We start from the raw sequence: 23,114 nt of genomic DNA on the forward strand, positions 1-23,114 counted from the left end.
CATTCCGAACCCGGAAGCTAAGCCTGACAGCGCCGATGGTACTGCAACCGAAGGGTTGTGGGAGAGTAGGACACCGCCGGACTAACATTAAAGAAAAAGAAAAGGGCCGAGGGCCTGGTCGAGAACCGAGAGTTCTCCCAGCCCCTCGGCCCTTTTCTTCATGCCCGCACCCCGCCCCACTCACGCCCCACCTCGTGACTCACGTGCCCGACCCCGTCACACCCGTGATCGAGCCCGTGACACGCGTGACTGAACCCGTGACACACGTGATCAGAGACGGAACACACAACGACGCCGGCATCCCGGGGTGCCGTGCCGTCCCCTCAAGCACACGAGACACCCGGCCGGACACGAGATCCGTCCCCGCACACACGAGATCCGCCCCTGAACACATGAGTCACGGCTCTGAGCACGCGAGTGACGAGTTCGGGCACGCGAGTCACGGCGCTGATCACGCGAGATCCGGCTCCGGACACGCGAATCACGGGGCGGGACACACAAAGTCACCGGGGCCGGACACGCGAGTGACGAGTTCGGGCACGCGAGTTACGGGCCGGGCGAGACCGCACGCCGTCCCACTATGCATTTAGTCGACTAAATGCGGGGAGTGGTGAGGGCGGGGAGGGTCTCGCTGAGGGGACCGCGGATCACGACGGTCGCCATGGCGTCATAGGGCGTTTCGGAGCCGTTGCAGATCACCACGTCGGCTCCGGCGCGCGAGGCCACACTCACCAGCGAAGCGGCCGGCTGCACACTCAGGGATGACCCGGCCACCAGCAGGAGATCGCTTTCGGAGACCGCGGCACGCGCGGCCCGGAGCAGGCTCTGGTCCAGGTGCTGGCCGAAAGAGACGGTGGCCGACTTCAGGATGCCGCCGCACACCAGACAGGGCGGGTCGGTCTCGCCCGCGCGGACGCGCTCCAGAGTCGAGCGCATGTCCCGGTGGTCGTCGCAGGACAAACAAACTGACTCGAACATCGTCCCGTGCAGTTCCAGCACGCGCTCCGGCGGGGAACCCGCCTTCTGGTGCAGCCGGTCGATGTTCTGGGTGACGATGTGCGTCGGTGACAGGCGTTCGAGGGCGTAGTGCGCGGCGTTCGGCGCCGCATCCCAACCCGGGTGCACCAGCCGCGCCTGCCAAGTCCGTTCCCGGACCTCACGACTGCCTCGATACGCCTGGAGGTTCGACATCTTCTCCGCGCCCGGATCGCGGGTCCACAGACCCTGCGGGCCGCGGAAATCGGGGATCCCCGAATCGGTGGAGATCCCGGCGCCGGTCAGTGCGACGATCCGGCCGGCGCCGGTGACGAGCGAACGGGCCTCGTCCAGTCGGGGATCGGTGGTCACCGTCCCATGATGACCGTTACTTGACCGCGCTGCCCGCCTGCCAGTCCGCCCAGGACTTCGACCAGTCGCCGTAGAGGTCCCAGACCGGCAGCTGCGGGCCACCGGAGTTGGTCACCTCGACGACGTCGCCGAGCCCCAAGTTCTGGTAGAACCACTGCGCGTTGGCGGCGTTGAGATTGATGCAGCCGTGCGACACGTTCGCGCTGCCTTGCGAGCCGACGCTGTTCGGGTTCTCGTGGACGAACTCACCGTCGTTCGAGATCCGGAGTGACCACTTTTCGTTCGACTTGTAGTACCCCGGCTGGCCCTGGCAGACACCGTAAGTGCACGAGTCCATAGTGTAATTCTCGTGTTTGTCCGAAATGACGTGCGCGCCCAAATGTGTCGGCGTCGCGTCCTTGCCCATCGAAATGGGCATCGATTTCACCATCTGGCCGTTGTGGAAGATCTGCATCTGCTCGGTGTTGCCGTCGGCCTTCGCGACCCAGGAATCGTGCACCTTGTACGTTTCGGTGCGATCGGTCGCGCCGTAGACGCCATTGCCGAAATCGACGCCGTAGATCATCGCCGACACCTTGAGCGTGGTCCCCGCCTGCCAGTACGTCTTGGGCCGGTAGTGGACGTTCTTGTCGTCGATCCAGTACCAGGAACCCTCCTGTTTCGGCGTGGACTCCACCGACAGCTTCTTCTCCACCTCGGCCTTGTTCTTCACCGGCTGGCCGAAGGCGAACACGATCGGCTGCCCGACGCCGACCCCGCCCGACGCGACCGCCGCGGGCGCCGGGATCAGGTTCGGGTTCGCCTGCTGTTTCGGGCTCAGGGTGGAGACCCTGCTCTGCTGCTCGACAGGCTTTCCGTCGGTGCCCTGGGCATGCGCCACGATCTTGTAGGTGCTGCCGTAGCCGAGTGGCTCGGTGGTCTTCCAGCTGAGGCCGTCGCTCGCGAGCTCGCCCTTCACCTGGTTGCCCTTGTCGGCGTTGCTGACGGTGACGTCGGTCAGCTTGCCGTGCTCGGCCTTGACCACGACCGGGGTCGCCGGATTGACGTTCGTCCCGCCCGCCGGATCGATGGTCACCGAAACCGGGGTTTCGTCCGATCCGGCGCTCGGGCCGGAGGAATTCGAAGTACCGGTGCCACCGGAGGACGAGCAGGCCGAGATCAGCAGTAGTGCGGCGAGTATTCCGGCCGTCGAAAGTAATGTCTTCTTGGGAAACATGAGATTCTCTTTTTACGTCGCTCGATCAGCGGAAAGTTCTCTTTCAAAAGTACGCGACGAAGAAGACGTGATCGATGCCGGTTGGTTGCTTGTCACGCCACAACGAGACCCGGTGCACCGTAAAGACCAGGGCCATTGACGCTCAATTCACCCAAATAGGTCTTCGCGGCGGCATAGGCCTCGGTGGTCAGTGCCGTGGTGTGGCTGAAGTCCAGCGGGCTGACCCGCACGGGCTTCGGCCCCGGCACGTAGACCACGGGTACTTCCGCCGCGGCGATCGGAGCCTCCAGCACTGCCTGGTTCCGCATGCTGATCATCGCGGTGAACATCATCACCTCGGCGAAGGTCTGCGGTGTGCCGGGCATCTTGCCGGGGAAGGCACAGTCGAGGACGACGAGCGACTTCGCGCCCATCGCGAGCGCTTGGCGCATCGGCACGTTCGCGACCAGGCCGCCGTCGTAGAGCATGCGCTCCCCGAACGGCACCGGCGGGTAGATCCCGGGGATCGCGCAACTGGCCAGCAAGGGCGCCAGAACGGGCCCTGAGCGAATGAGAAGCGGCTCGGCGGTGTCGACGTCCGTGGCGACGACTCCCAGCGGCAGCGCGAGATCCTCGAACCGGACGCCCTCGCCGATGTGCTCGTCGACGATCGCGGCGAGCCCGGTGTTGGGGAACAGGTTGGTCTTGCTGTGCCGCAGGGTCCGCACCTGGCTGAGCACGCCGCCGGGGAACGCCTCGTGCCGCGTCATCCGTGACCAGATCCGGTCCAGCCGGTCGCCCGATTCGCCTCCGAGCGCGAGGACGGCGGCGTTCAGCGAACCCACCGAGGTGCCGACGACGAGGTCTGGCGTGATCCCGGCTTCCGTGAGGGCTCGCAGCATCCCGACCTGCATGGCGCCGAGGCTGCCGCCACCGCCGAGGACGAAACCGATCGGCTGGGGCAGGTTCAGGGCGGCCATGCCCGGAATCTAGTCGTCGGCGCCGATCTTCGCCGGGGTGGCTTCTTCGGCTGTGACGGCGAGCGCTTTCTTCTTCTTGTAGCGCAGCAGGAAGAACACGGCGACACCGACGAGGACGCCCACGATGACCAAGCCACCGGTGTTCAGTACGCCTTCGACCTTCTTCGCGGCCTCACCGAGGGCGGCGCCGATGCCGATGTGGATGGCCGACCAGCAGGCCGCGCCCGCCGCGGCGGCGGGCAGGAACTTGCGGAACGGCAGGCCCGACGTCCCGGACGCGGCCGGGGTCAGTGTGCGGATCACCGGGAGGAATCGCGCGAAGAACACCGCCCACGCGCCCCGCCGTTCGAGCACGCCCGTGGCCTTGTCCCAGGCGTCGAGGCCGTACTTGCGGATCAGCTTCGTTTCGCGCAGGCGCGGGCCGAAGCGTTTGCCGATCGCGTAGCCGAGCGAGTCGCCCAGCGCGGCGCAGACCGTCACGACCGCCCACAGGGTGAGGAAACGGGAGACCGACGTCGCCGTCGTGGCCGCGATCAGCAGCCCCGATTCGCCGGGCGCGATGAAGCCGAGCCCGATGGTGCATTCGGCGAACACCAGTCCGCCGGTCGCCGCGACCAGTCCCGGTTCCGGGAGTCCCTGCAGCCAATTGAGAAGATCCGTTACCAACGCCACCAGGTCACTTTACTGATTCGTGACCTGGTGGGTGGCGATGTCGCGGACAGGGTGACCGGAGTCACCGAGCCAGCAGCGAGCTGGCCTCCTGGGCCGCGGTGCCTTCGGCGGCGAGGTGCGCCAGGTTCTCCGACAGCGGCTCACCGCGGCGGGCCTTCGTCTGCGCGAAGAGACGCCCGGCGCGATACGAGGACCGGACGAGCGGCCCCGCCATGACGCCGGCGAAGCCCATGGCCTCGGCCGCGTTCGAGTGCTCGACGAACTCTTCGGGCTTGACCCACCGGTCCACCGGGTGGTGCCGCGGCGACGGACGCAGATACTGGGTGATCGTGAGGATCTCGCAGCCCGCGTCGACCAGGTCCTGCATCGCGGGCGCGACCTCATCGGGGGTCTCGCCCATGCCGAGGATCAGGTTCGACTTCGTCACCAGACCGGCTTCGCGGGCCTTCGTGATGACCTCCAGCGAACGCGCGTACCGGAAACCGGGGCGGATGCGCTTGAAGATCCGCGGCACCGTCTCCACGTTGTGCGCGAGCACCTCGGGGCGGGAGCCGAAGACCTCGGCGAGCTGGTCGGGGTCGGCGTTGAAGTCCGGGATCAGCAACTCGACACCGGTACCCGGGTTCAACGCGTGGATCTGACGCACGGTCTCCGCGTACAACCACGCGCCACCGTCTTCGAGGTCGTCACGCGCGACACCGGTCACCGTCGAGTAGCGCAGGCCCATCGCCTGGACGCTCTCGGCGACCTTGCGCGGCTCGGTGCGGTCCAGCTCGGCGGGTTTGCCGGTGTCGATCTGGCAGAAGTCGCACCGACGGGTGCACTGGTCGCCACCGATCAGGAAGGTGGCTTCACGGTCTTCCCAGCATTCGTAGATGTTGGGACAGCCGGCTTCTTCGCAGACGGTGTGGAGGCCTTCGCGGCGCACCAGGCCTTTGAGTTCGGTGAACTCCGGTCCCATCCGGGCGCGCGTCTTGATCCACGACGGCTTCTTTTCGATGGGAGTCTGGGAATTCCGGACCTCGAGCCGCAACAGTTTGCGGCCATCTGGGGCAGCACTCACACCCTCACCCTACGCCCGCCGGAGTAGTGGTGGCCGCTCACGCGGGGTCGGGGGTGACGCCCGTCAAGTTGCTGGTCACGTCCCACAGCGCGGCACCGAGCGATTCGCTCCTCGCGGGGGTCAGCGGCCGCACCTTGACCGGGGCACCGCGGAGCCCGCCGAGCCCGCGGGGGCCGATGTAGTCGCCCCCTTCGACCTCGGAGGACGTCGCCGCGAACAGCTGCGGAAGCGTGCCCTGGCGGGCGTTCTGCGCGATGAAGATCTCGCCGATCCGGTTGCCGGCGCCGACGAGCGCGCGCACCACTCGGTTGCGATAGGAACGGGCCATTCCCGAACCGAGTCCGGTCCACGTGTAGCCGGGGTGTGCCGCCACGCTGACGACGTCCTCGCCCGCGGCGCGCAGCCTGCGGTCGAGTTCGAGCGCGAACACCTGATTGGCGAGTTTCGACTGGCCGTAGGCCGAACCCGGGTTGTACATCCGGCGTTCGAAGTTCGGGTCGGCGACGTCGATGCGCGCGCCTGTCGCCGCGACGCTCGACAAGGTCACGACACGGGCCTTCGAGCCGCCGCGCAGCGACGGCATCAGCAGCCAGGTCAGCACCGCGTGCCCGAGATGGTTCGTGCCGAACTGGGTCTCGAAGCCGTCCCTGGTGTGGCCGCGCGGCGTCGCCATCACACCCGCGTTGTTGACCAGGACGTCGAGCTTGCCGCCCGACAGTTCCTGGACCTTCTTCGCGGCTTCGCGCACCGAGTCGAGGTCGGCGAGATCCAGCCGGACGAGCTCGGGCGCTTCGCCGGTCGCGGCCGCGCGCACCTGCTCCAGCGCCTTGGCCCCGCGCTCCGGTGACCGGCAGCCGAGCAGCACGCGGGCCCCCTTGCCCGCGAGCACCTCGGACATGCGCAGTCCGAGCCCCGAGTTCGCACCGGTGACGAACACCGTCCGGCCGGTCTGATCCGGGATGTCGGCCTCGGTCCAGCGCGCGTGAGCAGCCATGTCGGTCACCTAACTACATCGTCGGCGGTGCCGCCAAAGCAGGTCAGGCGCTCGGCGCGAGCAGCCGGAGCAGGTGACCCATCGGGCTGCGGCGGCGGGCGGGCTTCGCGTGCCGTCCGTGCCGGAGCAGGGTGGCGAACGCGCTGCCGACCTTGGTGATCTCGTCGCGCGGCTCCTCGCCGTCGGCCAGTCCCGCCGTCAGCGCGAGAGTGCGCAGTTCGGCCTCGTGCGACGGGATCAGCGCCGGGCACCGCTCGAGCGCCGCGTCGAGAACGGCGCGGAGGGTCTCGTGTTCGGCGGTGGCACTGTTCCAGGCACGGGTGACGGCTTCGACGCGGTCGAGCGCGAGGTCCTGGTCGGCGTAATCCGGGTCGGTCATCTCGGCGCGGAGGCGACCGGAGAACACCTGGTTCCACTTGTACCGAAGCGCGAGCAAAAGCTCTTCTTCGGTCGCGAAGTACTTGGTGGCGCCAGGGATTTCTTCGAGTGAGATCGCGTCGGACGGGTGATGACCCGCCTGGCGCAGTGCGGCTTCGAGGATGTCGCGCCGCTGGTAGAAGTCGTTCCAGCTCATGATGTGGGCTCCCCTCCGTGACCCGGTTCATACCGCAGGTTTGCGGCATACTCCCGGTACGGACCTGACAGCAGTCAACATACCATGGGTATGGAGCGGGACCGGCGGCGTAAAGTTGTGAAGGTGGCGACAATGAGGTCAAGGCGGCTGGACTATTCCGAGTCCACCCGGTCGGCACTCGTCGAGAGTGCCGTTGAGCTGTTCACCAAACGCGGATACGCCGGCACGTCTCTCGACGAGATCGCCAAGCGGGCCAGGGTGACGAAAGGCGCGCTGTACCACCATTTCAGTGGGAAGCAGGCGCTCTTCGAGGCCGCCTTCGACACGGTCGAGAGCCAGGTGTTCGACAGGCTCGAAAAGATCATGAACGGGCCGGACTCGCCGTGGGAACGGGCGCTCGCCGGGCTGCGCGGTTTCCTGCAAAGCTGCCTCGACCCGGCGTATCAGCGCATCGCGATCCACGAGGCGCCGGTGGTGATGGGCTGGGAGCGCTGGCGCGAGGCCGAGGAGCGGTGCAGTTTCGGCCTGGTCCGCACCGGGATCCAGTCGCTCATCGAGGTCGGCGAGGTCGACGACGTCCCGGTCGACGTCACCGCGCGGCTGCTGTTCGGCGCGCTGTCGAGCGCCGCGATCGAGATCGCGAGCTCGCCGGAGCCGAAGAAGGTCAGCGCCCAGGTCGAAGAGGTCTTGGTGCGGCTGCTCGTCGGCTTCCGCCGTGTCCCGCCCGCCGAGCACGGGAAGGCGAGCTGAGCACTCCGTCGCTAGGTCCATCCATGCCCCCGCCACCGCCCTCAACGGAGCCGCTTCGCGGCGCTGGTCTTTAATCGATGCGTGGACCTCAGGATCTTTACCGAGCCCCAGCAGGGGGCCAGCTACGAAGACCTGCTCCGGGTGGCCAAGGCCACCGAGGACGCGGGTTACGACGCTTTCTTCCGCAGCGACCACTATCTGAAGATGGGGTCGGCGACCGGGCTCCCGGGACCGACCGACGCGTGGATCACCCTCGCGGGTCTCGCCCGCGAGACCAGCCGGGTGCGGCTGGGCACGCTCGTCACCGCCGCCACCTTCCGGCACCCGTCGGTGCTCGCGATCTCGGTCGCGCAGGTGGACCAGATGTCCGGCGGCCGTGTCGAACTCGGCCTCGGTTCGGGCTGGTACGACGACGAGCACACCGCCTACGGCCTCGACCTGCCGCCGATCAAGGAGCGCTTCGACCGCTACGCCGAGCAGCTCGCGGTGGTCACCGGCCTGTGGGAGACGCCGGAAGGGGAGACGTTCTCCTTCGACGGCGAGCACTACAAGCTCGACGGTTCGCCCGGCCTGCCCAAGCCGGCGCAGCGGCCGCGGCCGCCGGTGATCATCGGCGGTGGCGGCAAGAAGCGCACCCCTGCGCTCGCCGCTCGCTACGCGGACGAGTTCAACCTGCCGTTCGTGGGCCCGGAGTTCGCCGTCGAGCAGTTCGGCCGCGTCGACGACGCCGCGCGCGAGATCGGGCGCGACCCCAAGGAGATCATCCGCTCGGCCGCGCTCGTGGTCGCCGTCGGCCGTGACGAGGCCGAGGTCGCGAAGCGCGCCGGTGTCATCGGGCGCGAGGTGGGCGAGCTGCGGGAGAACGGCCTGGCGGGGACGCCGTCGGAGGTCGTCGAGAAGATCGGGCAGTGGCGGGAGACGACCGGGATCACCCGGCTCTACCTGCAGTTGCTGGACCTTTCGGATCTGGACCAGGTCGAGCTGATCGCTTCCGAGGTCGCACCTCAGCTGGACTGAAGCCGGGATGCCGTGAAGGCCTCCTTCCCTACCTTCAGAGTAGGGAAGGAGGCCTTCACGGTCTTCTAGACGTACTCGACGTCCACGCTGGCGATGGAGCCCCCGGGACTGAACGAGATCCCCGAAGGATTGCCGTTGACGGCGGGGTAGCCCTCTTCCCGATGGCAGTTCGGGCGGCAGTACTGGACGACGACCTTGTAGGTGCCGCTCGGGCAGAAGCCGGCGGCCCAGGTCGAGCCGTTGGTCTCGGTCCAGCAGCTCGGCGGCACCGCCGAAGCGACGCCGGGTGCGGCCAGCAATCCTCCGACAGCGGCCACGACCGCGGCGGTGTACGCGAATCCGCGCATGATTCCTCCCAGTGAGCCGCGGCGTTTCCGCGGCCTACCAGGAGCTTGGCACAGGTCTCAGTTCTGGAGAGCGAAAGTGACGCCGGGTGCGGCGGGTGCCTCGGGGCGCGCCAACCAGCGCTCGTCGCTCACCGGCAGGTCGCCTTCCAGCGCCGCGAGCACGGCTTCGCGCGCCATCGGCAGCACCGACGCCACCGTGACCTCGCGGTCGAGTTCGTAGGACAGCGACGTCACGCCCGCGTCCCGGATGCCGCACGGGACGATCTTGTCGAAGGCGCCCAGATCGGGATTGCAGTTCAGCTCGAAACCGTGCATGGTCACGCCGCGCTGCACGCGGATGCCGATCGCGGCGATCTTCCGCTCCACACCCCGGTCGTCGGCGGGGATCCACACGCCGGAGCGGCCCTCGACCCGGCCGGTGTGCACGCCGAGCTGGTCGCAGACGGTGATCAGGGCCTCTTCGAGACGCCGCACGTAGTGCACGACGTCGATCGGGTCGGCCAGTTTGATGATCGGGTACCCGACCAGCTGGCCGGGACCGTGCCAGGTGATCTTCCCGCCGCGGTCGACGTCGATCACCGGGGTGCCGTCCGTCGGCCTGTCCTCGGTTTCGGTGCGCTTTCCCGCGGTGTAGACCGAAGGGTGCTCCAGCAGGAGCATGGTGTCGGGGCCCTCGTCGTCGGCACGGGCTGTCACGTGCCGGCGCTGGAGTTCCCAGGCTTCGGTGTAGTCGATCGTCCCGATCTCGCGGACGTCGACGGGCTCGGTGGCGGCACGGCATGACGTGGTCGAAGAGCTCACCTGAGCGACACTACGCCGGGTCTTCCGGCCGGGGCAGCAGCCCCAGCCCGGCCGCCGAAATCAGGCCCACACCACCCACCGCGAGTACGGATCCCGCGGTGTCGGTCAGCCAGTGCACACCCAGCACGATGCGGCAGAGGGCACCCACGAGCGTCGCCGCGACGGCGATCGTGACCGCGAGACGCCGCAGCCGGGGACGTGTCCAAGCGCACAACAGTACCGCGACGAACCCGGTGCAGGCGACGGCGACCACATGCCCGCTCGGGTAGCTCGGATCGGGGAATTCGCGGGGCCGGTCGCGGTAGAACAGCGGCTTGGCGATCAGGCTGGTCAGGCGGCACAGCACCAGGACGACGGCCAGTTTGACGCACAACGCGGTCAGTTCCCGGTGGCGCAGCGCGATCACCGCCAGCACCGCGCCCAGCGCGAACGGCAGGACCGGGCCGAGGACGTTCGTGACCAGGTCGGCCACCTGACCGAGGGGCCGGGTGAACTGCCCGCGGAAGGTGTCGGCGAGGGCGACGTCCACCGGCGGCGGCCGCTTGCCGACGGACAGCCCGAGAATGACGAAGCCGATCAGCAGAAGGGTTCCGGCGAGGATGTACAGACCGCGCCGCGCGGTCATGTCGCGGCGGCCAGCGCGTCCTCGAGGGTCGGGTGGCGGAACTCGTACCCCGCTTCCTCCAGTGCCTTGGGCATGGCGCGCTGCCCGAACAGCGCCATCTCCTCGGCCGCCTGTCCGAGGGCGATCTTCATGGCGAACCCGGGAACCTGCCAGAACGCCGGGCGGTGCACGGCGTGCCCCAAAGCCTTGGTGAAGGCCGCGTTGGTGGCGGGCTGCGGCCCGGAGAGGTTCACCGCGCCGGACAGCGACTCGTTCTCCAGTGCGAAGACGATCGCGCCGACCTCGTCGTCGAGCGAGATCCACGGCATGTACTGCCTGCCGTCGCCGAGCTTTCCCCCCAGTCCCAGGCGGAACAGCGGCCGCAGGACGTCGAGGAGACCGCCCTTGCGCGCGAGCACCAGCCCGGTGCGGATGCGCACGACCCGGGCGCCCGCGGTGGCCGCGGTCTCGGTGGCGCCCTCCCAAGCGGTGCAGAGTTCGGCGAGGAACCCGCGTCCCGCCGGAGTCGATTCGTCCACAAGGGACGGACCGGGATCGCCGTAGTAGCCGACGGCGGAAGCGTTGACCAGTACGGGGATCTCGTGTTCGGCGACGGCTTCCGCGAGCACCTCCGTCGGTTCTACCCGGCTGTCGAGCAGGACCTGTTTGCGGGCCGCGCTCCAGCGTCCGGGCAGCAGCGGGGCGCCCGCGAGGTTCACCACGGCGTCGACGCCGTCGAGCGCGCCGTCGGCTATCTCCCCGGCGGGGGGATCCCAGCGGCGCTCGTCGCCGCTTCGCTCCTCTCGGCGCACCAGGCGGACCACTTCGTGCCCGGAGCCGCGCAACCGCTTCGTCAGGGAGGTGCCGATCAGTCCGCTCGAACCCGCGATCAGAACTCGCATGATCCGATCGTTGCCTATCCGCGATCCGGTCGCACGCTCAGGTTCTTCAGCTGCCCGGCGACGTCGGACGCGGCGGTGAGCAGTACCAGCACCGGGATCGTCGCGGTGGGCTTGAGCCGGTAGCTGCCGCGCTTGTCCTGCTCGACGATCCCGGCGCCGGTCAGCGCCTTGAGGTGGTGGTACAGCTGGCCCGGCGACCCCAGTTCGGCGGCCTCTTGCAAGGCGGGGGCGGTCTGCGCGCCCTTCTCGGCCAGCGTCCGCACGAGCGCCACCCGCGCGGTGCTGGACAGGGCCGCGAGCACCTCGACCCGCGGCCCGTCCGCGAACGCCAGCATCGGCCCGGGCGTGACGTTGATCGCCCAGTTCAATTCGAGCGGGTCGGTCAGCTCACCGTGGTAGCCGACCAGCCCGCCGGGGCTCGCCACCGGTTCGGGCTGCCCCTGCCCTTCGAGCGCGGCGACCCGGGCTTCGAGGGCGGCGATCCGGTCGGCGAGCTCAGCGTCCATACCGGATATCTATACCTTCGCCTCAGCAGAGTGCTCGTTCGAGGGCGGCGAACCGCGCGGTATCGGACAGCGCCGCGAGCACGAGGTCGATCAACGGTAGCTCGTTCTGGACGTCCTGATCGGTCACGCCGTGGAGCAGGACGGCCGCCGTGCCGGAACGACCGCCTGGCCAGCGGACGGAAAGCCCCATGGTGAGCGTGCGCGGCAGCGCCCCGTCCTTGATGAGCACCTCGCTCGCGCCGGGTGGGACGCGGCCGGAAAGCGGGCGAGCGAGGATCTCCCTGGCCTGCGGGTAGAGCCCCCTGGCGATACCGCGGTGGAGCGAGAACAGTTCCGACGCCGAACCTCGGGCGTGGTCCTTGACCCAGGGCCATTGCGCGTCCGGTGTCGACGGCATGTCCGGGATGCGTTCGAACGCTTCGGCCCGGAAGGCGGGATCGGCCACGAACCGCCGTGCCACCGCGTCGCCCATCGCCCGCCGGACCGCGACGGGACTGCCGGGCGGGGGCGCGTACTCCGGCAGCATCAGCATCAGCACTTCGCCGCCCAGCGAACGGGTGTCCGGCCTCGCCCAGCCACCCCGCGCCGCCGCACGCCGGAGAGCGGGATCGCCGAGGCGGGTGCGGAGGTAGTCCGTGGCCGCGTTGTCGCTGAAGAAGATCATCGCTTCGGGAATCCGCGCCAGCGGGACGCGTCGCTCGGGATCCTTGGCGATGCCGTAGTCGTCGCAGGGGACACCCAGCCAGTTGAGCGCCTGGAAATGTGCGCGACCGTCGGAAACGAACGGGTGGTGTGCGTCCCAGTCGCCCACCCGGATCTGTTCGTCCGGATCGAGCCTGCCTTCGGCGACGGCGACGGCGTACGCGCTGAGGTGCACGACCTTGACCGAGGACGCCAGCAGGCGTCCGGTGTCGGCGTTGTGAGCGGCACGACGGCCCGCGCCGTCGTCGATCAGGACGGAGACGTCGCGCCGGTGCGCGGCGATCCAGTCGAGCCAGCCCTGTTGTGTCGTCGTGTCCGGCTGGGCCGCGCTCGCGATTCCCGGCAGGAGCAACGCGGCCGATCCGGCGGCGGCTCCGGCCAGCAGATGGCGTCTGGTCAGCATGGTCAACACCCTCCCTCTTGTTTTCCGTAATTCCGGAATACTAGAGTTCGAGGTGGCTGTCAAACCCGGCAGTTAGTCCTCTGGATGCGGTAGTTCGTGGTGCCAACTACCGCATCCAGAGGACTAAACGCGAGGAGAAAGGCGAAGGCCCCCGCCCCGCCGAAGCGGGACGAGGGCCTTCACGGACCACAGGAGGATCAGAGACCGAGCTCGTCCTCGAAGTTGCCCTCTTCCAGACGCTGCTTGATCGTCGTGACGAAGCGGCCCGCGTCGGCCCCGTCCACCAGGCGGTGGTCGTAGGTCAGCGGCAGGAACGCCATCGACCGGACGGCGATCGTGTCGTTGCCGTCGGCGTCCGCGATCACGACCGGGCGCTTCACGACCGCGCCGGTGCCGAGCATGCCGGACTGCGGCTGCACGATGATCGGCGTGTCGAACAGGGCGCCGTTGGAGCCGATGTTCGTGATCGTGAAGGTGCCGCCCGACAGCTCGTCCGGCTTGATCTGGCCCGAACGCGCGCGGCCCGCCAGGTCGGCGATGCGGTGCGCGAGACCGGCGAGGCTCAGCTCACCCGCGTCGTGGATGACCACCGACAGCAGACCCTTTTCGGTGTCCACCGCGATCCCCAGGTGCACCGCACCGTGGTAGGTGATCTCCTTCGTGTCCTCGTTGTAGGACGCGTTGACGTTCGGGTGCTGCTTGAGCGCCTCGACGGTGGCCTTCGCGAAGAACGGCAGGAACGTCAGGTTGACGCCCTCGCGCTCCTTGAAGGCCGCCTTCGCCCGCTGGCGGAGCTTGGCGATCTTCGTGACGTCCACCTCGTGGACCTGCGTGAGCTGCGCGGAGAGCTGCAGCGACTCGCGGGTCTTCGTGGCGGTGATCTGACGGATCCGGCTGGCCTTCTGCACGGTGCCGCGCAGGGCCGCGAGCTCCGGCGAAACCGCGGCCTTGCGCGGAGCCGACGGGGCGGCGGCGGCCGGGGCGGCGGCAGCGGGCTGCGCGGCGGGAGCCGGAGCGGCCTTCTGCTTGGCCTCGGCGGCCGCGAGCACGTCCTGCTTGCGGATGCGGCCACCGACACCGCTGCCGGTCAGCGACGACAGGTCGATGCCGTGCTCCGAAGCGAGCTTGCGGACCAGCGGCGTCACGTACGGCGCGTTGTCCGAGCCGTTGTCGGAGCTCGCCGCGGCGGGCTTCGGCGCTTCGGCCTTGGGAGCCGGGGCGGCCTGCGGAGCCGGGGCGGGCTTCGGCGCGGGAGCCGCTTCGGCCTTGGGCTCGGGCTTCGGTTCCGGCTTGGGCTCGGGCTTCGGCTCGGGCTTGGGTTCCGGCTTGGGCTCGGCCTTCGGGGCCGGGGCGGAACCGGCGGCACCGATCACCGCGAGCACCCCGCCGACCTCGACGGTCTCGTCCTCGCCGGCGCGGATCTCCAGCACGGTGCCGGCGACCGGGGACGGGACCTCGGTGTCGACCTTGTCCGTGGAGATCTCGAGCAGCGGCTCGTCGACCTCGACGCTCTCGCCGACCTGCTTGAGCCACCGGGTGACGGTGCCCTCGGTGACGCTCTCGCCCAGCTCGGGCAGCTTCACCTCGGTGCCTTCGCCGCCGGAGGCGGGCGCGGTGTCCGGCTGGGACGGCGCGGCGGCCTCTTCCTTCGCGGGTTCCGGCTCGGGCTCGGGCTGCGCCTCTTCGGCGGCGGGCTCGGCGGAACCGGAGGACTCCGGCACCCCGCCGGTCCCGTCGTCGATGACGGCGAGCTCGCCGCCGACCTCGACGGTCTCGTCTTCCTGGGCGCTGATCTTCACGACCTTGCCGGCGACCGGGGACGGGACCTCGGTGTCGACCTTGTCCGTGGAGATCTCGAGCAACGGCTCGTCGACCTCGACGGTGTCGCCCTCCTGCTTCAACCACCGGGTGACGGTGCCCTCGGTGACGCTCTCACCGAGCTCCGGCAACGTGACGGAGTAGGCCATCGTTCGCTGACTCCCTTGATATGTCTTGCTTGGTCTTCTGGTTCTTCGACGGTGAGACGTCAGCTGTGGACGTGCAGCGGCTTGCCCGCCAGGGCGAGGAACGCTTCACCGAGGGCCTCGGTCTGGGTGGGGTGCGCGTGGATGAGCGGGGCCACGTCCTCGGGGAACGCCTCCCAGCTGTAGATCAGCTGCGCTTCACCGATCAGCTCGCCGACGCGGTCGCCCACCATGTGCACGCCCACGACCGGCCCTTCCGGAGCCTTGATCAGCTTGACCCCACCGGAGGTCTTGAGGATCTGGCTCTTGCCGTTGCCACCGAGGTCGTAGGTGAAGGTGGTGACGTCGGAGCCGTACTTCTCCTTCGCCTGCGACTCGGTCAGGCCGACCGAAGCGACCTCGGGGTGCGAGTAGGTGACGCGCGGGATGCCGCTCTCGTCGATCACGCGCGGCTCCTGGCCGGCGATCTCTTCCGCGACGAAGATGCCCTGCTGGAACCCGCGGTGCGCGAGCTGGAGACCAGGGACGATGTCACCGACGGCGTAGACGTTCGGCAGGTTGGTGCGCAGGCGGTCGTCGGTGAGGACGAAGCCGCGCTCCATCTTGACGCCGGCCTCCTCGTACCCGTGCCCGGCCGAGTTGGGGCCGCGGCCCACGGCGACCAGCAGCAGGTCGGCTTCCAGCGTCTCGCCGGACTCCAGCGACACGCTGACGCCGTTGTCGTCCTGCTTGGCACCGGTGAACCGGACGCCGGTCTTGAAGCCGATCTTGCGGCGACGGAAAGCGCGCTCGAGCTGCTTGGACGCGTACTCGTCCTCGTTCGGGACCAGGCGGGGCAGCGCCTCCACGATGGTGACGTCGACGCCGAAGGACGCCCAGACGGACGCGAATTCGACACCGATGACACCACCGCCGAGAACGATGGCCTTCTTCGGGATGTAGTCCAGCGAAAGCGCCTGCTCGCTCGCGATGATGCGGCCGCCGAGCTCCAGGCCGGGCAGCGTCTTCGAGTACGAGCCGGTGGCGAGGATGACGTTCTTGCCGGTGTAGCGGGTGCCGTCGACCTCGACGGTCGTGCCGCCGACGAACGTTCCGGTGCCCTCGACGAGGTTCACCTTGTGCGCCTTGGCCAGGCCCTGGAGGCCCTTGTACAAGCGCGAGACGATCCCGTCCTTGTACTTGTTGACCCCGGCGATGTCGATGCCTTCCAGCACGGCCTTGACGCCGAAGGTCTCGGCGTCGCGGGTCTCGTCGGCGACCTCCGCCGCGTGCAGGAGGGCCTTGGTCGGGATGCAGCCTCGGTGGAGGCACGTCCCGCCAAGCTTGTCCTTTTCGATCAGGGTGACGGAAAGGCCCAGCTCGGCCGCGCGGAACGCGGCGGCGTAGCCGCCCGATCCGCCACCCAGGATCACAAGGTCGGCGGAGGTGTCGGTCACTTCAATAACTCCTCGGCAAGCGGTAGGGGTGGTGCTCTGGCGCCGCTCCGCGCGGTATACGCGCGCGCGGACACTTGCCATCTTGTCACTACGTGTGGAGAGGCTGCGACCTAGGCCGCGTCGTGTGACCCACGGGACACGCCCCGCGCGGACCGCCACGCTGAGCACACGCCCGCGTCGGGATAATGGACATCGGACGCGAATGGGAAGTGAGGTGGTCGGAGTGGGTCTGTTCGACTCGCTGCGCCGGCGCTCTAAAGGCGGGCAAAAGCCCGGTACGCTGCGGAAAGCCTCTTCAACCGACTTCAAGCATCTCGAGGAGTGGGCCTCTACACGGACCGGTGTCGAGGCCTATGTGGAGCCGAAGACCAACGTCACCGAGACCACGGTCGTCCTCATCGCCCATGACGGTGAGTGGACCCGGCGCCGGATCGAGAGCCTGGACGCGGCGCAGCAATTCGGTCACAAACGGTCGATCCCAGTGTACGAGGTGGCGAGGGTCGGCTACCCGAAGCGGATGCGGGAGTACACCGAGCGGAAGAAGCGCGGCGAAGCCTGAGGCGGGGTCAGAGGTCGATCTCGCCGACGTGCTGTCCGTCGTGGACCGTGCCGGTGTCACGGAAGCCGAGCCGGAGGTAGAACGCCTCCGGACCGTGCTCGCCCGGAACCCAGAGGACGGTCGCCCGGCGCTGGTCACGTCGTCGTGCCTCGTCCAGGACCGCCTCGACGGCGAAACGGCCGTAGCCCTTGCCTTGCCGTCCTGCCGCGACGTTGAGCCGCCAGATCCCGCAGCGGAAGTGGTCGATCGGGCAGTCCGGATCGAACCCGCCCATCACGAACCCGACCGGTTCGCCGTCGGCGAGGATCAGCCGCGGCCAGGCGATTTCGGGCTGGGCGTAGGCCTCGGCGAGTGACCGGGCGACGGGAGCCACATAGGACTCCTGACGCGGTTCGACAACGATCGAACAGGCGGCGCCGACGTTGTCCCGGGTGATCTTCGCGAGCGTGAGAGAGGTCATGGTCGCGAAGCTAGCGACGCGCTCCGCCGGATTTCACGCAGATTGGGCCAAAAGGAGCAAGTGCCGCTCCAGCAGCGCGCGGAACGTCGGATGGACGGTCGTGCCGAGCGCGGGGTCGATCTCCACCGTCCGCCACTGTTCGCCGGCGGCCGTCAGCAGCACGACGGCCGGATCCGCGATCACGACGACACCGCCCTCCGCGCGGAGTTCCGCCGTCCCGAGCAGCCGGGGGAAGACGACGTCGGCGGGCAGGCCGTCGCAGGTCTGGAGGAACTCGCGGTAGTCGTCGGGCAGCCGGAGCCCGAGCCGCGCTTCGGCCGCGCCGATGGTGCGGGGTGACGCCGCCGGGGGCGCGGTGCCGCCGCCGCGGAGCCGGAGGATGCCCGCGACCAGCTCGCGCCAGGAGCCGGTGTCGGGCGGGTAGCGCTCGTAGAGGGCCGCGACCAGCGCCCCGGCGCACAGCCCGGACCAGTCGCCGAGCCCGAGCGGGTCCGCCCCGCCGGCGAGCAGCGGCGCGAGGCGGCGTGTCGCGGCGAGGACGGCGACGTCCGGGCGGCCCTGTCGCGACGCGATCTCGGTCCAGGCGTCCAGGTCGCCTCGCGCGACGGCCTCGCGCAACCGATCCGGCCGCGACGGCCCGAGGTGCGAGACGGCCTCGCCGATCGGGGAACCGCCGAGCAGCCCGTCGAGATCGGACACTCGCCGGGCGAGGTACTCGTCGTGGGCGCGTTCCTCGGCGTCGAGATCGAGCGGGATCATCGCCGCGGCCCACTCCGGGTGCGCTCCTCGCGCTTCGAAGAGCATCGCCCACGCGCGGGCCTGCACCGCGCTCGGGACCAGCGTCGTGACGGGACGTTCGGTGAGCGCGTGCCAATGCGTGACCAGCCTGTCGGCTTCCGCCATGTCACCGGAGGCGGCGAACAGCAGCGCCGCGTGCCCGATCCGGTCGTCGAGCGTCGCGTCGTCGCCGCTGAGCACGTCCCTGATCGCGCCTTCGAGGTACGCGTCCCTGTCCACGGCACCGACCTTGCCACAAAGCGCGTGAAGGCCCCCTTTCCCCGGCTGGTCACTTGAAACCGTGGCCGAGGGAAGGGGGCCTTCACACGCGAAAGAGATCAGCCGTTGGCGGCGATGTCCGCGAGGACCGCGGCGATGGTGCGGACCGGGACGCCGGTGCCGCCCTTGCCGGTGTAGCCCCACGGCCCGGCGGTGTTGAATGACGGGCCCGCGATGTCGATGTGCGCCCACGGAAGGCCCTCGGTGACGAACTCGCGCAGGAAGATGCCCGCGGCGAGCATGCCGCCCCAGCGGTGCCCAGTCACGTTCGCCAGGTCGGCGAGGCGCGAGTCGAGGTCGGCGCGCAGCTCCTCCGGCAGCGGCATGGCCCAGCCACCCTCACCGGTCGCCTGCGCGATCGAGGCGATGCGGTCGCGGAACTCGTCCGAGCCCATGACGCCCGCGGTGCGGTTGCCCAGCGCGACGACCTGCGCGCCGGTCAGCGTCGAGGTCTCGATCAGGTAGTCGGGGTTCTCCTCGCCCGCGCGCACGATCGCGTCGGCCAGCACGAGACGGCCTTCGGCGTCGGTGTTCAGCACCTCGACGGTCTTGCCGCCGTACATGCTGAGCACGTCGCCCGGCCGGTACGAGGTGGCCGAGGGCAGGTTCTCCGCCAGCGGGATGTGCGCGACGACCTCGAGCGGGTACTTCAGCTTCGCGGCCAGCACCACGGAGGCGAGCACGGCGGCCGCGCCCGACATGTCCGAGGTCATGTGGTCCATGTTCGCGGCGGGCTTGATCGAGATGCCGCCCGAGTCGAAGGTGATGCCCTTGCCGACCAGCGCGACCTTCTTCGACGCCTTCGCCGGCTTGTAGGCGACGCGCAGCAGGCGCGGCTGCCGCGACGAACCGCCGCCGACGCCGAGAATGCCGCCGAAGCCCTTGCGCTTGAGCGCCTTCTCGTCGAGGACCTCGAAGTCGAGGTTGTTCGCCTCGGCCAGCGTCTTCGCGCGGTCGGCGAAGGAGGCCGGGAACAGGTCGTTCGGCGGGGTGTTGATCAGGTCGCGGGCGATGATGACCGACTCCGCGATGAGGGTCGCGGCCTTCAGCGTCGCCTTGTGGTCCTTGGCGGCGCCCTCTTCCGGGCTCACGAAGTCGACCTTCGCGACCGAGCCGTCGCCCTTCTCGGAGCGGTACTCGGTGAAGTTGTAGGCGCCGAGCGCGGTGCCCTCGACGGCGGCCTGCAGGTCGATCGCCGACAGCGTGACGAACGCGCGGTCGATGCCGCTCAGCGCCCGCGCGGCGGCACCGGCGCCCCGGCGGACCTGCTCGGCGGTGACGCCGTCCGCGCCGGCCTTGCCGAGGCCGACGGCGAGCACGACACCGGCGGACAGCTTGCCCAGCGTCGGTACCTTGACGACCTCGTCGGCCTTGCCGGAAGCGCCGAGGGTGCCGAGGACCTCGGCGAGCTTGCCGTCGAAGGCGGCGTCGGCGACGGAGGAGCCGGCGGCGAGCGCCAGGCCGTCTTCGCCCTGCAAAGTTCCGATGACGACGACGTCGGCGCGCGTCTTGGCAAGCGCCGCTTCGGCGTTCTCGGTCAGGGCAAGCTTCGGCACGGTCACTTCTGGCTCCTCGCGCGTTCGCGGTGGTACCGGGCGGGGAGCCCGGTTGGATCGTGAGCCATGCTAATGACAGCGGGACCTGGGGGAACAGCGGGGCCGACCGGGTAGCTGGACGAACTGGAAGGGAGACAGCGTGCGACTGGCTGGCGGTCTGCTCATCGCGTTGGCGGTGGGCACCTCCGGAGCGGACTACTGGGTACTTCTCGCCGCCGTGGTCGCGGCCGTGCTCGCCGTCGCGGCGGAGGCGCTGCTGCCACCGGTCGGGGATACCCGGCCCGAGCGGATCGCGGGCTCCGTTTCACGGTTGGGCCTGGTCCTGGTCTTCGCGACGACGTTCGGGCAGTACCTTTTCCCCACCGCGCCGGGCGTCGCCGCCGCGGTGTTCGCCGTGGTGGCTGCCGTCGCCGACCTGGCCGGGGTCCGCCTGGGGGACTACGCCGCCCGCTGGGTCACCGGTCTGCTGCTGGCCGCCGCCGCGTCCCTGATCGCGATCTGCGTCGGCATCCCGCCCCTGGCGCAGTTCATCGCGCCGGATCCGCCGTCCGTGCCAGGCCTCGGCCTAGCCGTGCTGATCCTGCTGCCGTTCCTGCTGCCCCGGCGTCCCGGCGCCGGCCGCGCGGCCGCGGTGGGCGCGGTGGCCGTGGCGATCATCGCCGTCGCCCTCTACCAGCTGGGGCCGGTCCGGCTGGGGCTTTCGGCGACGTCGTTCCGTGAGCTCCTCGCCGCGGCCGACGCGGTCTCGCTGCTCCCGGTGCTGACCGTGGTGGTCGCCGTGGCGACCGTTCCCGTCGCGGTGGACGCCTTCACCGACGGCAGGGAGCGGCTTTCCCCGGAACGTCCGAAGACGACACTCGCTTGTGGACTGATCGTGGCCGTCGCCGCCGCCTTCGCTGGGCCGGTCGTGGCCCTCGGGCTCGCGGGAGTGGGAACGCTCGCCGAACTGGTTCTGCGGGTCCGCGCCCGTCGGTACCGTTCGAGGAGTGTGTGATCCTCTCTGGGCCCCGGGCGACACGGTCGTCGAGCGGTTCCTGCGACCGGACGGCTCGATCGGCCAGCATCACCCGCTGCGGGTTCTCGCCGACGACGGCACCGTGCTGCTCGGCTGGCTTCCCGCGGACACCCCGATCATCGGCAGCAGGCTCGCCGACGGGCGGCTCTTCCGTGACGCGCCGCTGGAGGAACGGTTCCGGGTGCCGCGGGTGCGCGTGGCCGATTTCTGGCGCGACACCTCGACCCTGCGCCGGATCGCCGACGACGAATGGTCGTCGGTCTGGTGGTTCTTCGACGCCGGCGGCCGCTTCCTGAACTGGTACGTCAACCTCGAAGTCCCGCTGGGGCGCACTCCGTCGGGGCCGGACCGGATCGACGGCATCCTCGACGTCGCCGTCGAGCCCGGCGGACGCTGGCAGTGGAAAGACGAGGACGAGGCCGAAGAGGCCGTCCTCGCGGGCCGCATCACCACCGGTCAGCTGGAGCGGCTGCGCGCGGAGGGCGAACGGGTCGGGGCGCTCGCCGCGGCCGGGCGGTTCCCCTTCGACGGGACGTGGACCGACTTCCGGCCGGACCCGGACTGGCCCGCGCCCGGACTGCCCGACGGGCTGCTCTAGGCGGCTAGCCCGCGACCAGGAACAGCAGCAGCGCGAGCGCGATGTTGATCACCGCGAGGACGACCACCGATTTGGTGGACAGCTCACGCGGGAACACCTTGCCGTGGATGTGGCGCCACCAGAAGACACCGAAGCCGCCGCCGACCAGGCCGAGGAACGCGCCGAAGCCGCTGCTCAGCAGGGCCCAGCCGTCCATCATGAGCAGGCCGACGCCGAAGGTCAGCAACACCGCCGTCACGAAGGTCTTCACGTCGGCCCCCGCGCCGGGGGCGGCGGGCTGGGCCGGGCCGGCGGGCTGCATCTGGTTGTACGTCACACCGCCATCCTAGGGGCGCGGGGCCTCGCGTGTTCGTCCTAGCGGACAGTTCGACGGGGGTAAAGATATGCGGACGTCCGACTAACGTGGGTCCGACCAAGCGTTATCGTCTACACATGACGACCTCGACGCAGTTCACCCACCTCCCGCACCCGAGCCCCGCGAGCCCGGAACGCGTCGCGGACGTATTGGCCGCACCCGGTTTCGGGCTGCATTTCACCGATCACATGGTGACCGTGAAGTGGAGCGCCGAGAAGGGCTGGCACGACGCGACCGTCGGACCGTACGCGCCGTTGACGCTCGACCCGGCGACCTCCGTGCTGCACTACGGCCAGGCGATCTTCGAGGGTCTCAAAGCCTACCGCCAGCCCGACGGCACGATCGCGGCGTTCCGGCCCGACGCGAACGCGATCCGGTTCCGCAACTCGGCCGAGCGCCTCGCCATGCCGCAGCTGCCGGTCGAGGTCTTCCTCGGCTCGATCCGCGAGCTCATCGCGGTCGACAGCCGCTGGGTGCCGACGAAGCCGGGCGAGTCGCTGTACCTGCGGCCGTTCATGATCTCCACCGAAGCCGGGCTCGGCGTCAACCGGCCCGCGAACGAGTACCTCTACGCGCTGATCGGCTCGCCCGCGGGCTCGTACTTCTCGGGTGGCGTCAAGCCGGTCAAGGTGTGGCTCTCGACCGAGTACGTGCGGGCGGTCCCCGGCGGCACCGGCGAGGCGAAGTGCGCCGGCAACTACGCGGCGTCGTTCCTGGCGCAGGCGCAGGCCGTGGAGAAGGGCTGCGACCAGGTCGTGTGGCTCGACGCGGTCGAGCGGCGCTGGGTCGAGGAGATGGGCGGGATGAACCTGTTCTTCGTCTTCGGTTCCGGTGACGAGGCCCGCGTCGTGACCCCGGAGCTGACCGGCTCGCTGCTGCCCGGCGTGACCCGCAAGTCGCTGCTGGAGCTGGCGAAGTCGTTCGGGCACCAGGTCGAGGAGCGGCGCGTCTCCACCGACGAGTGGGAGAAGGCGGCGGCCTCGGGCGAGCTGACCGAGGTGTTCGCCTGCGGGACCGCGGCGGTCATCACGCCGGTCGGGCACGTGAAGCACGCGGGTGGCGAGTTCTCCGTCGCCGGCGGGCAGCCGGGCGAGCTGACGATGAAGCTGCGCGGCGCGCTGACCGGGATCCAGGAGGGCACCCGGCCCGCTCCGGAAGGCTGGATGTACCCGCTGGGCTGAGCCAGGCGTCACCGAGCTTCGGTCGCTTGAAGTACGTGAAGGCCCCCTTCATTGCGCCTAGCGCAATGAAGGGGGCC

26 protein-coding genes and 1 rRNA gene are annotated in these 23,114 nt (G+C 69.5%); 8 read left to right on the forward strand and 19 right to left on the reverse strand.

The window, feature by feature from the left end:
* Positions 1-82: ribosomal RNA gene (gene rrf, locus ACFWMR_RS42690) — 5S ribosomal RNA — on the forward strand; the annotation flags it as partial.
* Positions 83-594: 512 nt separating this feature from the next.
* Here the strand turns inward: rrf and ACFWMR_RS34910 are convergent.
* Complete coding sequence (locus tag ACFWMR_RS34910) at positions 595-1,347, reverse strand: SIR2 family NAD-dependent protein deacylase (protein WP_378381479.1); 753 nt, start codon at positions 1,345-1,347, stop codon at positions 595-597.
* Positions 1,348-1,363: 16 nt separating this feature from the next.
* Positions 1,364-2,422 (reverse strand): L,D-transpeptidase, encoded by a 1,059-nt coding sequence (locus ACFWMR_RS34915; protein WP_378381480.1) that lies wholly within the window; start codon positions 2,420-2,422, stop codon positions 1,364-1,366.
* Between ACFWMR_RS34915 and ACFWMR_RS34920 the strand changes: the two genes are divergently transcribed.
* Positions 2,415-2,702: a hypothetical protein gene (locus ACFWMR_RS34920; RefSeq protein WP_244199983.1), complete on the forward strand. Its 288-nt coding sequence runs from the start codon at positions 2,415-2,417 to the stop codon at positions 2,700-2,702. The genes ACFWMR_RS34915 and ACFWMR_RS34920 overlap by 8 nt on opposite strands.
* On the opposite strand, the gene ACFWMR_RS34925 is transcribed toward ACFWMR_RS34920, so the two are convergent.
* The 5 genes from ACFWMR_RS34925 to ACFWMR_RS34945 form a co-directional block, all read right to left on the reverse strand.
* Positions 2,656-3,522 (reverse strand): patatin-like phospholipase family protein, encoded by an 867-nt coding sequence (locus tag ACFWMR_RS34925; protein WP_378278242.1) that lies wholly within the window; start codon positions 3,520-3,522, stop codon positions 2,656-2,658. The two genes, ACFWMR_RS34920 and ACFWMR_RS34925, sit on opposite strands and share 47 nt — an antisense overlap.
* Positions 3,523-3,531: 9 nt before the next feature.
* Entirely contained in the window at positions 3,532-4,194 is a 663-nt protein-coding gene (locus ACFWMR_RS34930) for a DedA family protein (RefSeq protein ID WP_005163231.1), read from the reverse strand.
* A gap of 61 nt (positions 4,195-4,255) precedes the next feature.
* Positions 4,256-5,257 (reverse strand): lipoyl synthase, encoded by a 1,002-nt coding sequence (gene lipA / locus ACFWMR_RS34935; RefSeq protein WP_093938698.1) that lies wholly within the window; start codon positions 5,255-5,257, stop codon positions 4,256-4,258.
* 37 nt (positions 5,258-5,294) lie between these two features.
* Positions 5,295-6,251 carry an oxidoreductase gene (locus ACFWMR_RS34940; RefSeq protein WP_378381481.1) on the reverse strand — a complete coding sequence of 319 codons (957 nt, stop codon included), beginning with the start codon at positions 6,249-6,251 and terminating at the stop codon, positions 5,295-5,297.
* Positions 6,252-6,294: 43 nt separating this feature from the next.
* Positions 6,295-6,825 (reverse strand): hypothetical protein, encoded by a 531-nt coding sequence (locus ACFWMR_RS34945; RefSeq protein ID WP_378381482.1) that lies wholly within the window; start codon positions 6,823-6,825, stop codon positions 6,295-6,297.
* A 132-nt stretch (positions 6,826-6,957) separates the two neighbouring features.
* Between ACFWMR_RS34945 and ACFWMR_RS34950 the strand changes: the two genes are divergently transcribed.
* Both ACFWMR_RS34950 and ACFWMR_RS34955 read left to right on the forward strand, forming a co-directional pair.
* Positions 6,958-7,575 carry a TetR/AcrR family transcriptional regulator gene (locus ACFWMR_RS34950; RefSeq protein ID WP_093938700.1) on the forward strand — a complete coding sequence of 206 codons (618 nt, stop codon included), beginning with the start codon at positions 6,958-6,960 and terminating at the stop codon, positions 7,573-7,575.
* An 81-nt stretch (positions 7,576-7,656) separates the two neighbouring features.
* A complete protein-coding gene (locus ACFWMR_RS34955) occupies positions 7,657-8,592 on the forward strand; it encodes an LLM class F420-dependent oxidoreductase (RefSeq protein ID WP_378381483.1) in 936 nt (311 codons plus the stop codon).
* Positions 8,593-8,657: 65 nt separating this feature from the next.
* On the opposite strand, the gene ACFWMR_RS34960 is transcribed toward ACFWMR_RS34955, so the two are convergent.
* The 8 genes from ACFWMR_RS34960 to lpdA all read right to left on the reverse strand — a co-directional run bounded on the left by ACFWMR_RS34960 (position 8,658) and on the right by lpdA (position 16,257).
* Positions 8,658-8,939 (reverse strand): hypothetical protein, encoded by a 282-nt coding sequence (locus ACFWMR_RS34960; RefSeq protein ID WP_093938702.1) that lies wholly within the window; start codon positions 8,937-8,939, stop codon positions 8,658-8,660.
* 57 nt (positions 8,940-8,996) lie between these two features.
* Positions 8,997-9,740 carry a lipoyl(octanoyl) transferase LipB gene (lipB, locus tag ACFWMR_RS34965; RefSeq protein WP_093938703.1) on the reverse strand — a complete coding sequence of 248 codons (744 nt, stop codon included), beginning with the start codon at positions 9,738-9,740 and terminating at the stop codon, positions 8,997-8,999.
* A 10-nt stretch (positions 9,741-9,750) separates the two neighbouring features.
* A complete protein-coding gene (locus ACFWMR_RS34970) occupies positions 9,751-10,365 on the reverse strand; it encodes a phosphatase PAP2 family protein (RefSeq protein WP_378381484.1) in 615 nt (204 codons plus the stop codon).
* Entirely contained in the window at positions 10,362-11,246 is an 885-nt protein-coding gene (locus ACFWMR_RS34975; RefSeq protein WP_093938705.1) for a TIGR01777 family oxidoreductase, read from the reverse strand. The genes ACFWMR_RS34970 and ACFWMR_RS34975 overlap by 4 nt, the downstream gene beginning before the upstream one ends.
* 14 nt (positions 11,247-11,260) lie before the next feature.
* The gene (locus ACFWMR_RS34980) at positions 11,261-11,752 is read right to left on the reverse strand and encodes an ArsR/SmtB family transcription factor (protein WP_093938706.1); all 492 of its coding nucleotides are present in this window, start codon (positions 11,750-11,752) and stop codon (positions 11,261-11,263) included.
* A 22-nt stretch (positions 11,753-11,774) separates the two neighbouring features.
* On the reverse strand, positions 11,775-12,857 hold the full coding sequence (locus ACFWMR_RS34985; RefSeq protein ID WP_378381485.1) for a serine hydrolase: 1,083 nt from the start codon (positions 12,855-12,857) through the stop codon (positions 11,775-11,777).
* A 197-nt stretch (positions 12,858-13,054) separates the two neighbouring features.
* The gene (gene sucB, locus ACFWMR_RS34990) at positions 13,055-14,824 is read right to left on the reverse strand and encodes a 2-oxoglutarate dehydrogenase, E2 component, dihydrolipoamide succinyltransferase (RefSeq protein ID WP_093938707.1); all 1,770 of its coding nucleotides are present in this window, start codon (positions 14,822-14,824) and stop codon (positions 13,055-13,057) included.
* A 59-nt stretch (positions 14,825-14,883) separates the two neighbouring features.
* Positions 14,884-16,257, reverse strand: a complete 1,374-nt coding sequence (gene lpdA, locus ACFWMR_RS34995) for a dihydrolipoyl dehydrogenase (protein WP_093938708.1) — start codon at positions 16,255-16,257, stop codon at positions 14,884-14,886.
* A 214-nt stretch (positions 16,258-16,471) separates the two neighbouring features.
* Between lpdA and ACFWMR_RS35000 the strand changes: the two genes are divergently transcribed.
* Complete coding sequence (locus tag ACFWMR_RS35000; RefSeq protein WP_167406415.1) at positions 16,472-16,816, forward strand: oxidoreductase; 345 nt, start codon at positions 16,472-16,474, stop codon at positions 16,814-16,816.
* Between the two features lie 7 nt (positions 16,817-16,823).
* On the opposite strand, the gene ACFWMR_RS35005 is transcribed toward ACFWMR_RS35000, so the two are convergent.
* The 3 genes from ACFWMR_RS35005 to ACFWMR_RS35015 all read right to left on the reverse strand — a co-directional run bounded on the left by ACFWMR_RS35005 (position 16,824) and on the right by ACFWMR_RS35015 (position 19,894).
* On the reverse strand, positions 16,824-17,276 hold the full coding sequence (locus ACFWMR_RS35005) for a GNAT family N-acetyltransferase (RefSeq protein WP_378381486.1): 453 nt from the start codon (positions 17,274-17,276) through the stop codon (positions 16,824-16,826).
* Positions 17,277-17,309: 33 nt separating this feature from the next.
* Positions 17,310-18,293 carry an SMI1/KNR4 family protein gene (locus ACFWMR_RS35010; RefSeq protein ID WP_378381487.1) on the reverse strand — a complete coding sequence of 328 codons (984 nt, stop codon included), beginning with the start codon at positions 18,291-18,293 and terminating at the stop codon, positions 17,310-17,312.
* A gap of 98 nt (positions 18,294-18,391) precedes the next feature.
* Positions 18,392-19,894 carry a leucyl aminopeptidase gene (locus ACFWMR_RS35015; protein ID WP_378381488.1) on the reverse strand — a complete coding sequence of 501 codons (1,503 nt, stop codon included), beginning with the start codon at positions 19,892-19,894 and terminating at the stop codon, positions 18,392-18,394.
* A gap of 133 nt (positions 19,895-20,027) precedes the next feature.
* On the opposite strand from ACFWMR_RS35015, the gene ACFWMR_RS35020 reads away from it, so the two are divergent.
* Positions 20,028-20,882 (forward strand): hypothetical protein, encoded by an 855-nt coding sequence (locus ACFWMR_RS35020; RefSeq protein WP_378381490.1) that lies wholly within the window; start codon positions 20,028-20,030, stop codon positions 20,880-20,882.
* On the forward strand, positions 20,875-21,501 hold the full coding sequence (locus ACFWMR_RS35025) for a DUF402 domain-containing protein (RefSeq protein WP_093938714.1): 627 nt from the start codon (positions 20,875-20,877) through the stop codon (positions 21,499-21,501). The genes ACFWMR_RS35020 and ACFWMR_RS35025 overlap by 8 nt, the downstream gene beginning before the upstream one ends.
* Before the next feature lie 4 nt (positions 21,502-21,505).
* Here the strand turns inward: ACFWMR_RS35025 and ACFWMR_RS35030 are convergent, their stop codons facing one another.
* The gene (locus tag ACFWMR_RS35030) at positions 21,506-21,817 is read right to left on the reverse strand and encodes a hypothetical protein (protein WP_378381491.1); all 312 of its coding nucleotides are present in this window, start codon (positions 21,815-21,817) and stop codon (positions 21,506-21,508) included.
* A gap of 116 nt (positions 21,818-21,933) precedes the next feature.
* Here ACFWMR_RS35030 and ACFWMR_RS35035 point away from each other — a divergent pair, with 116 nt between their 5' ends.
* Positions 21,934-23,037 carry a branched-chain amino acid aminotransferase gene (locus ACFWMR_RS35035; RefSeq protein WP_378381492.1) on the forward strand — a complete coding sequence of 368 codons (1,104 nt, stop codon included), beginning with the start codon at positions 21,934-21,936 and terminating at the stop codon, positions 23,035-23,037.
* Positions 23,038-23,114: the final 77 nt, after the last annotated feature.

The organism is Amycolatopsis thailandensis (assembly GCF_042723255.1).
In the GTDB taxonomy this organism is placed as follows: domain Bacteria; phylum Actinomycetota; class Actinomycetes; order Mycobacteriales; family Pseudonocardiaceae; genus Amycolatopsis; species Amycolatopsis thailandensis.

What these genes read in the sequence shown, in the direction of transcription:
- ACFWMR_RS34945 (WP_378381482.1), bottom strand. Translation starts at nt 6,825, where the DNA reads ATGAGCTGGAACGACTTCTACCAGCGGCGCGACATCCTCGAAGCCGCA.
- ACFWMR_RS34980 (WP_093938706.1), bottom strand. Translation starts at nt 11,752, where the DNA reads ATGGACGCTGAGCTCGCCGACCGGATCGCCGCCCTCGAAGCCCGGGTC.
- ACFWMR_RS34975 (WP_093938705.1), bottom strand. Translation starts at nt 11,246, where the DNA reads ATGCGAGTTCTGATCGCGGGTTCGAGCGGACTGATCGGCACCTCCCTG.
- ACFWMR_RS35005 (WP_378381486.1), bottom strand. Translation starts at nt 17,276, where the DNA reads ATGACCTCTCTCACGCTCGCGAAGATCACCCGGGACAACGTCGGCGCC.
- ACFWMR_RS34940 (WP_378381481.1), bottom strand. Translation starts at nt 6,251, where the DNA reads ATGGCTGCTCACGCGCGCTGGACCGAGGCCGACATCCCGGATCAGACC.
- ACFWMR_RS34920 (WP_244199983.1), top strand. Translation starts at nt 2,415, where the DNA reads ATGGTCACCGAAACCGGGGTTTCGTCCGATCCGGCGCTCGGGCCGGAG.
- ACFWMR_RS34950 (WP_093938700.1), top strand. Translation starts at nt 6,958, where the DNA reads ATGAGGTCAAGGCGGCTGGACTATTCCGAGTCCACCCGGTCGGCACTC.
- ACFWMR_RS34985 (WP_378381485.1), bottom strand. Translation starts at nt 12,857, where the DNA reads ATGCTGACCAGACGCCATCTGCTGGCCGGAGCCGCCGCCGGATCGGCC.
- ACFWMR_RS34925 (WP_378278242.1), bottom strand. Translation starts at nt 3,522, where the DNA reads ATGGCCGCCCTGAACCTGCCCCAGCCGATCGGTTTCGTCCTCGGCGGT.
- ACFWMR_RS34960 (WP_093938702.1), bottom strand. Translation starts at nt 8,939, where the DNA reads ATGCGCGGATTCGCGTACACCGCCGCGGTCGTGGCCGCTGTCGGAGGA.
- sucB (WP_093938707.1), bottom strand. Translation starts at nt 14,824, where the DNA reads ATGGCCTACTCCGTCACGTTGCCGGAGCTCGGTGAGAGCGTCACCGAG.
- ACFWMR_RS34970 (WP_378381484.1), bottom strand. Translation starts at nt 10,365, where the DNA reads ATGACCGCGCGGCGCGGTCTGTACATCCTCGCCGGAACCCTTCTGCTG.
- ACFWMR_RS35035 (WP_378381492.1), top strand. Translation starts at nt 21,934, where the DNA reads ATGACGACCTCGACGCAGTTCACCCACCTCCCGCACCCGAGCCCCGCG.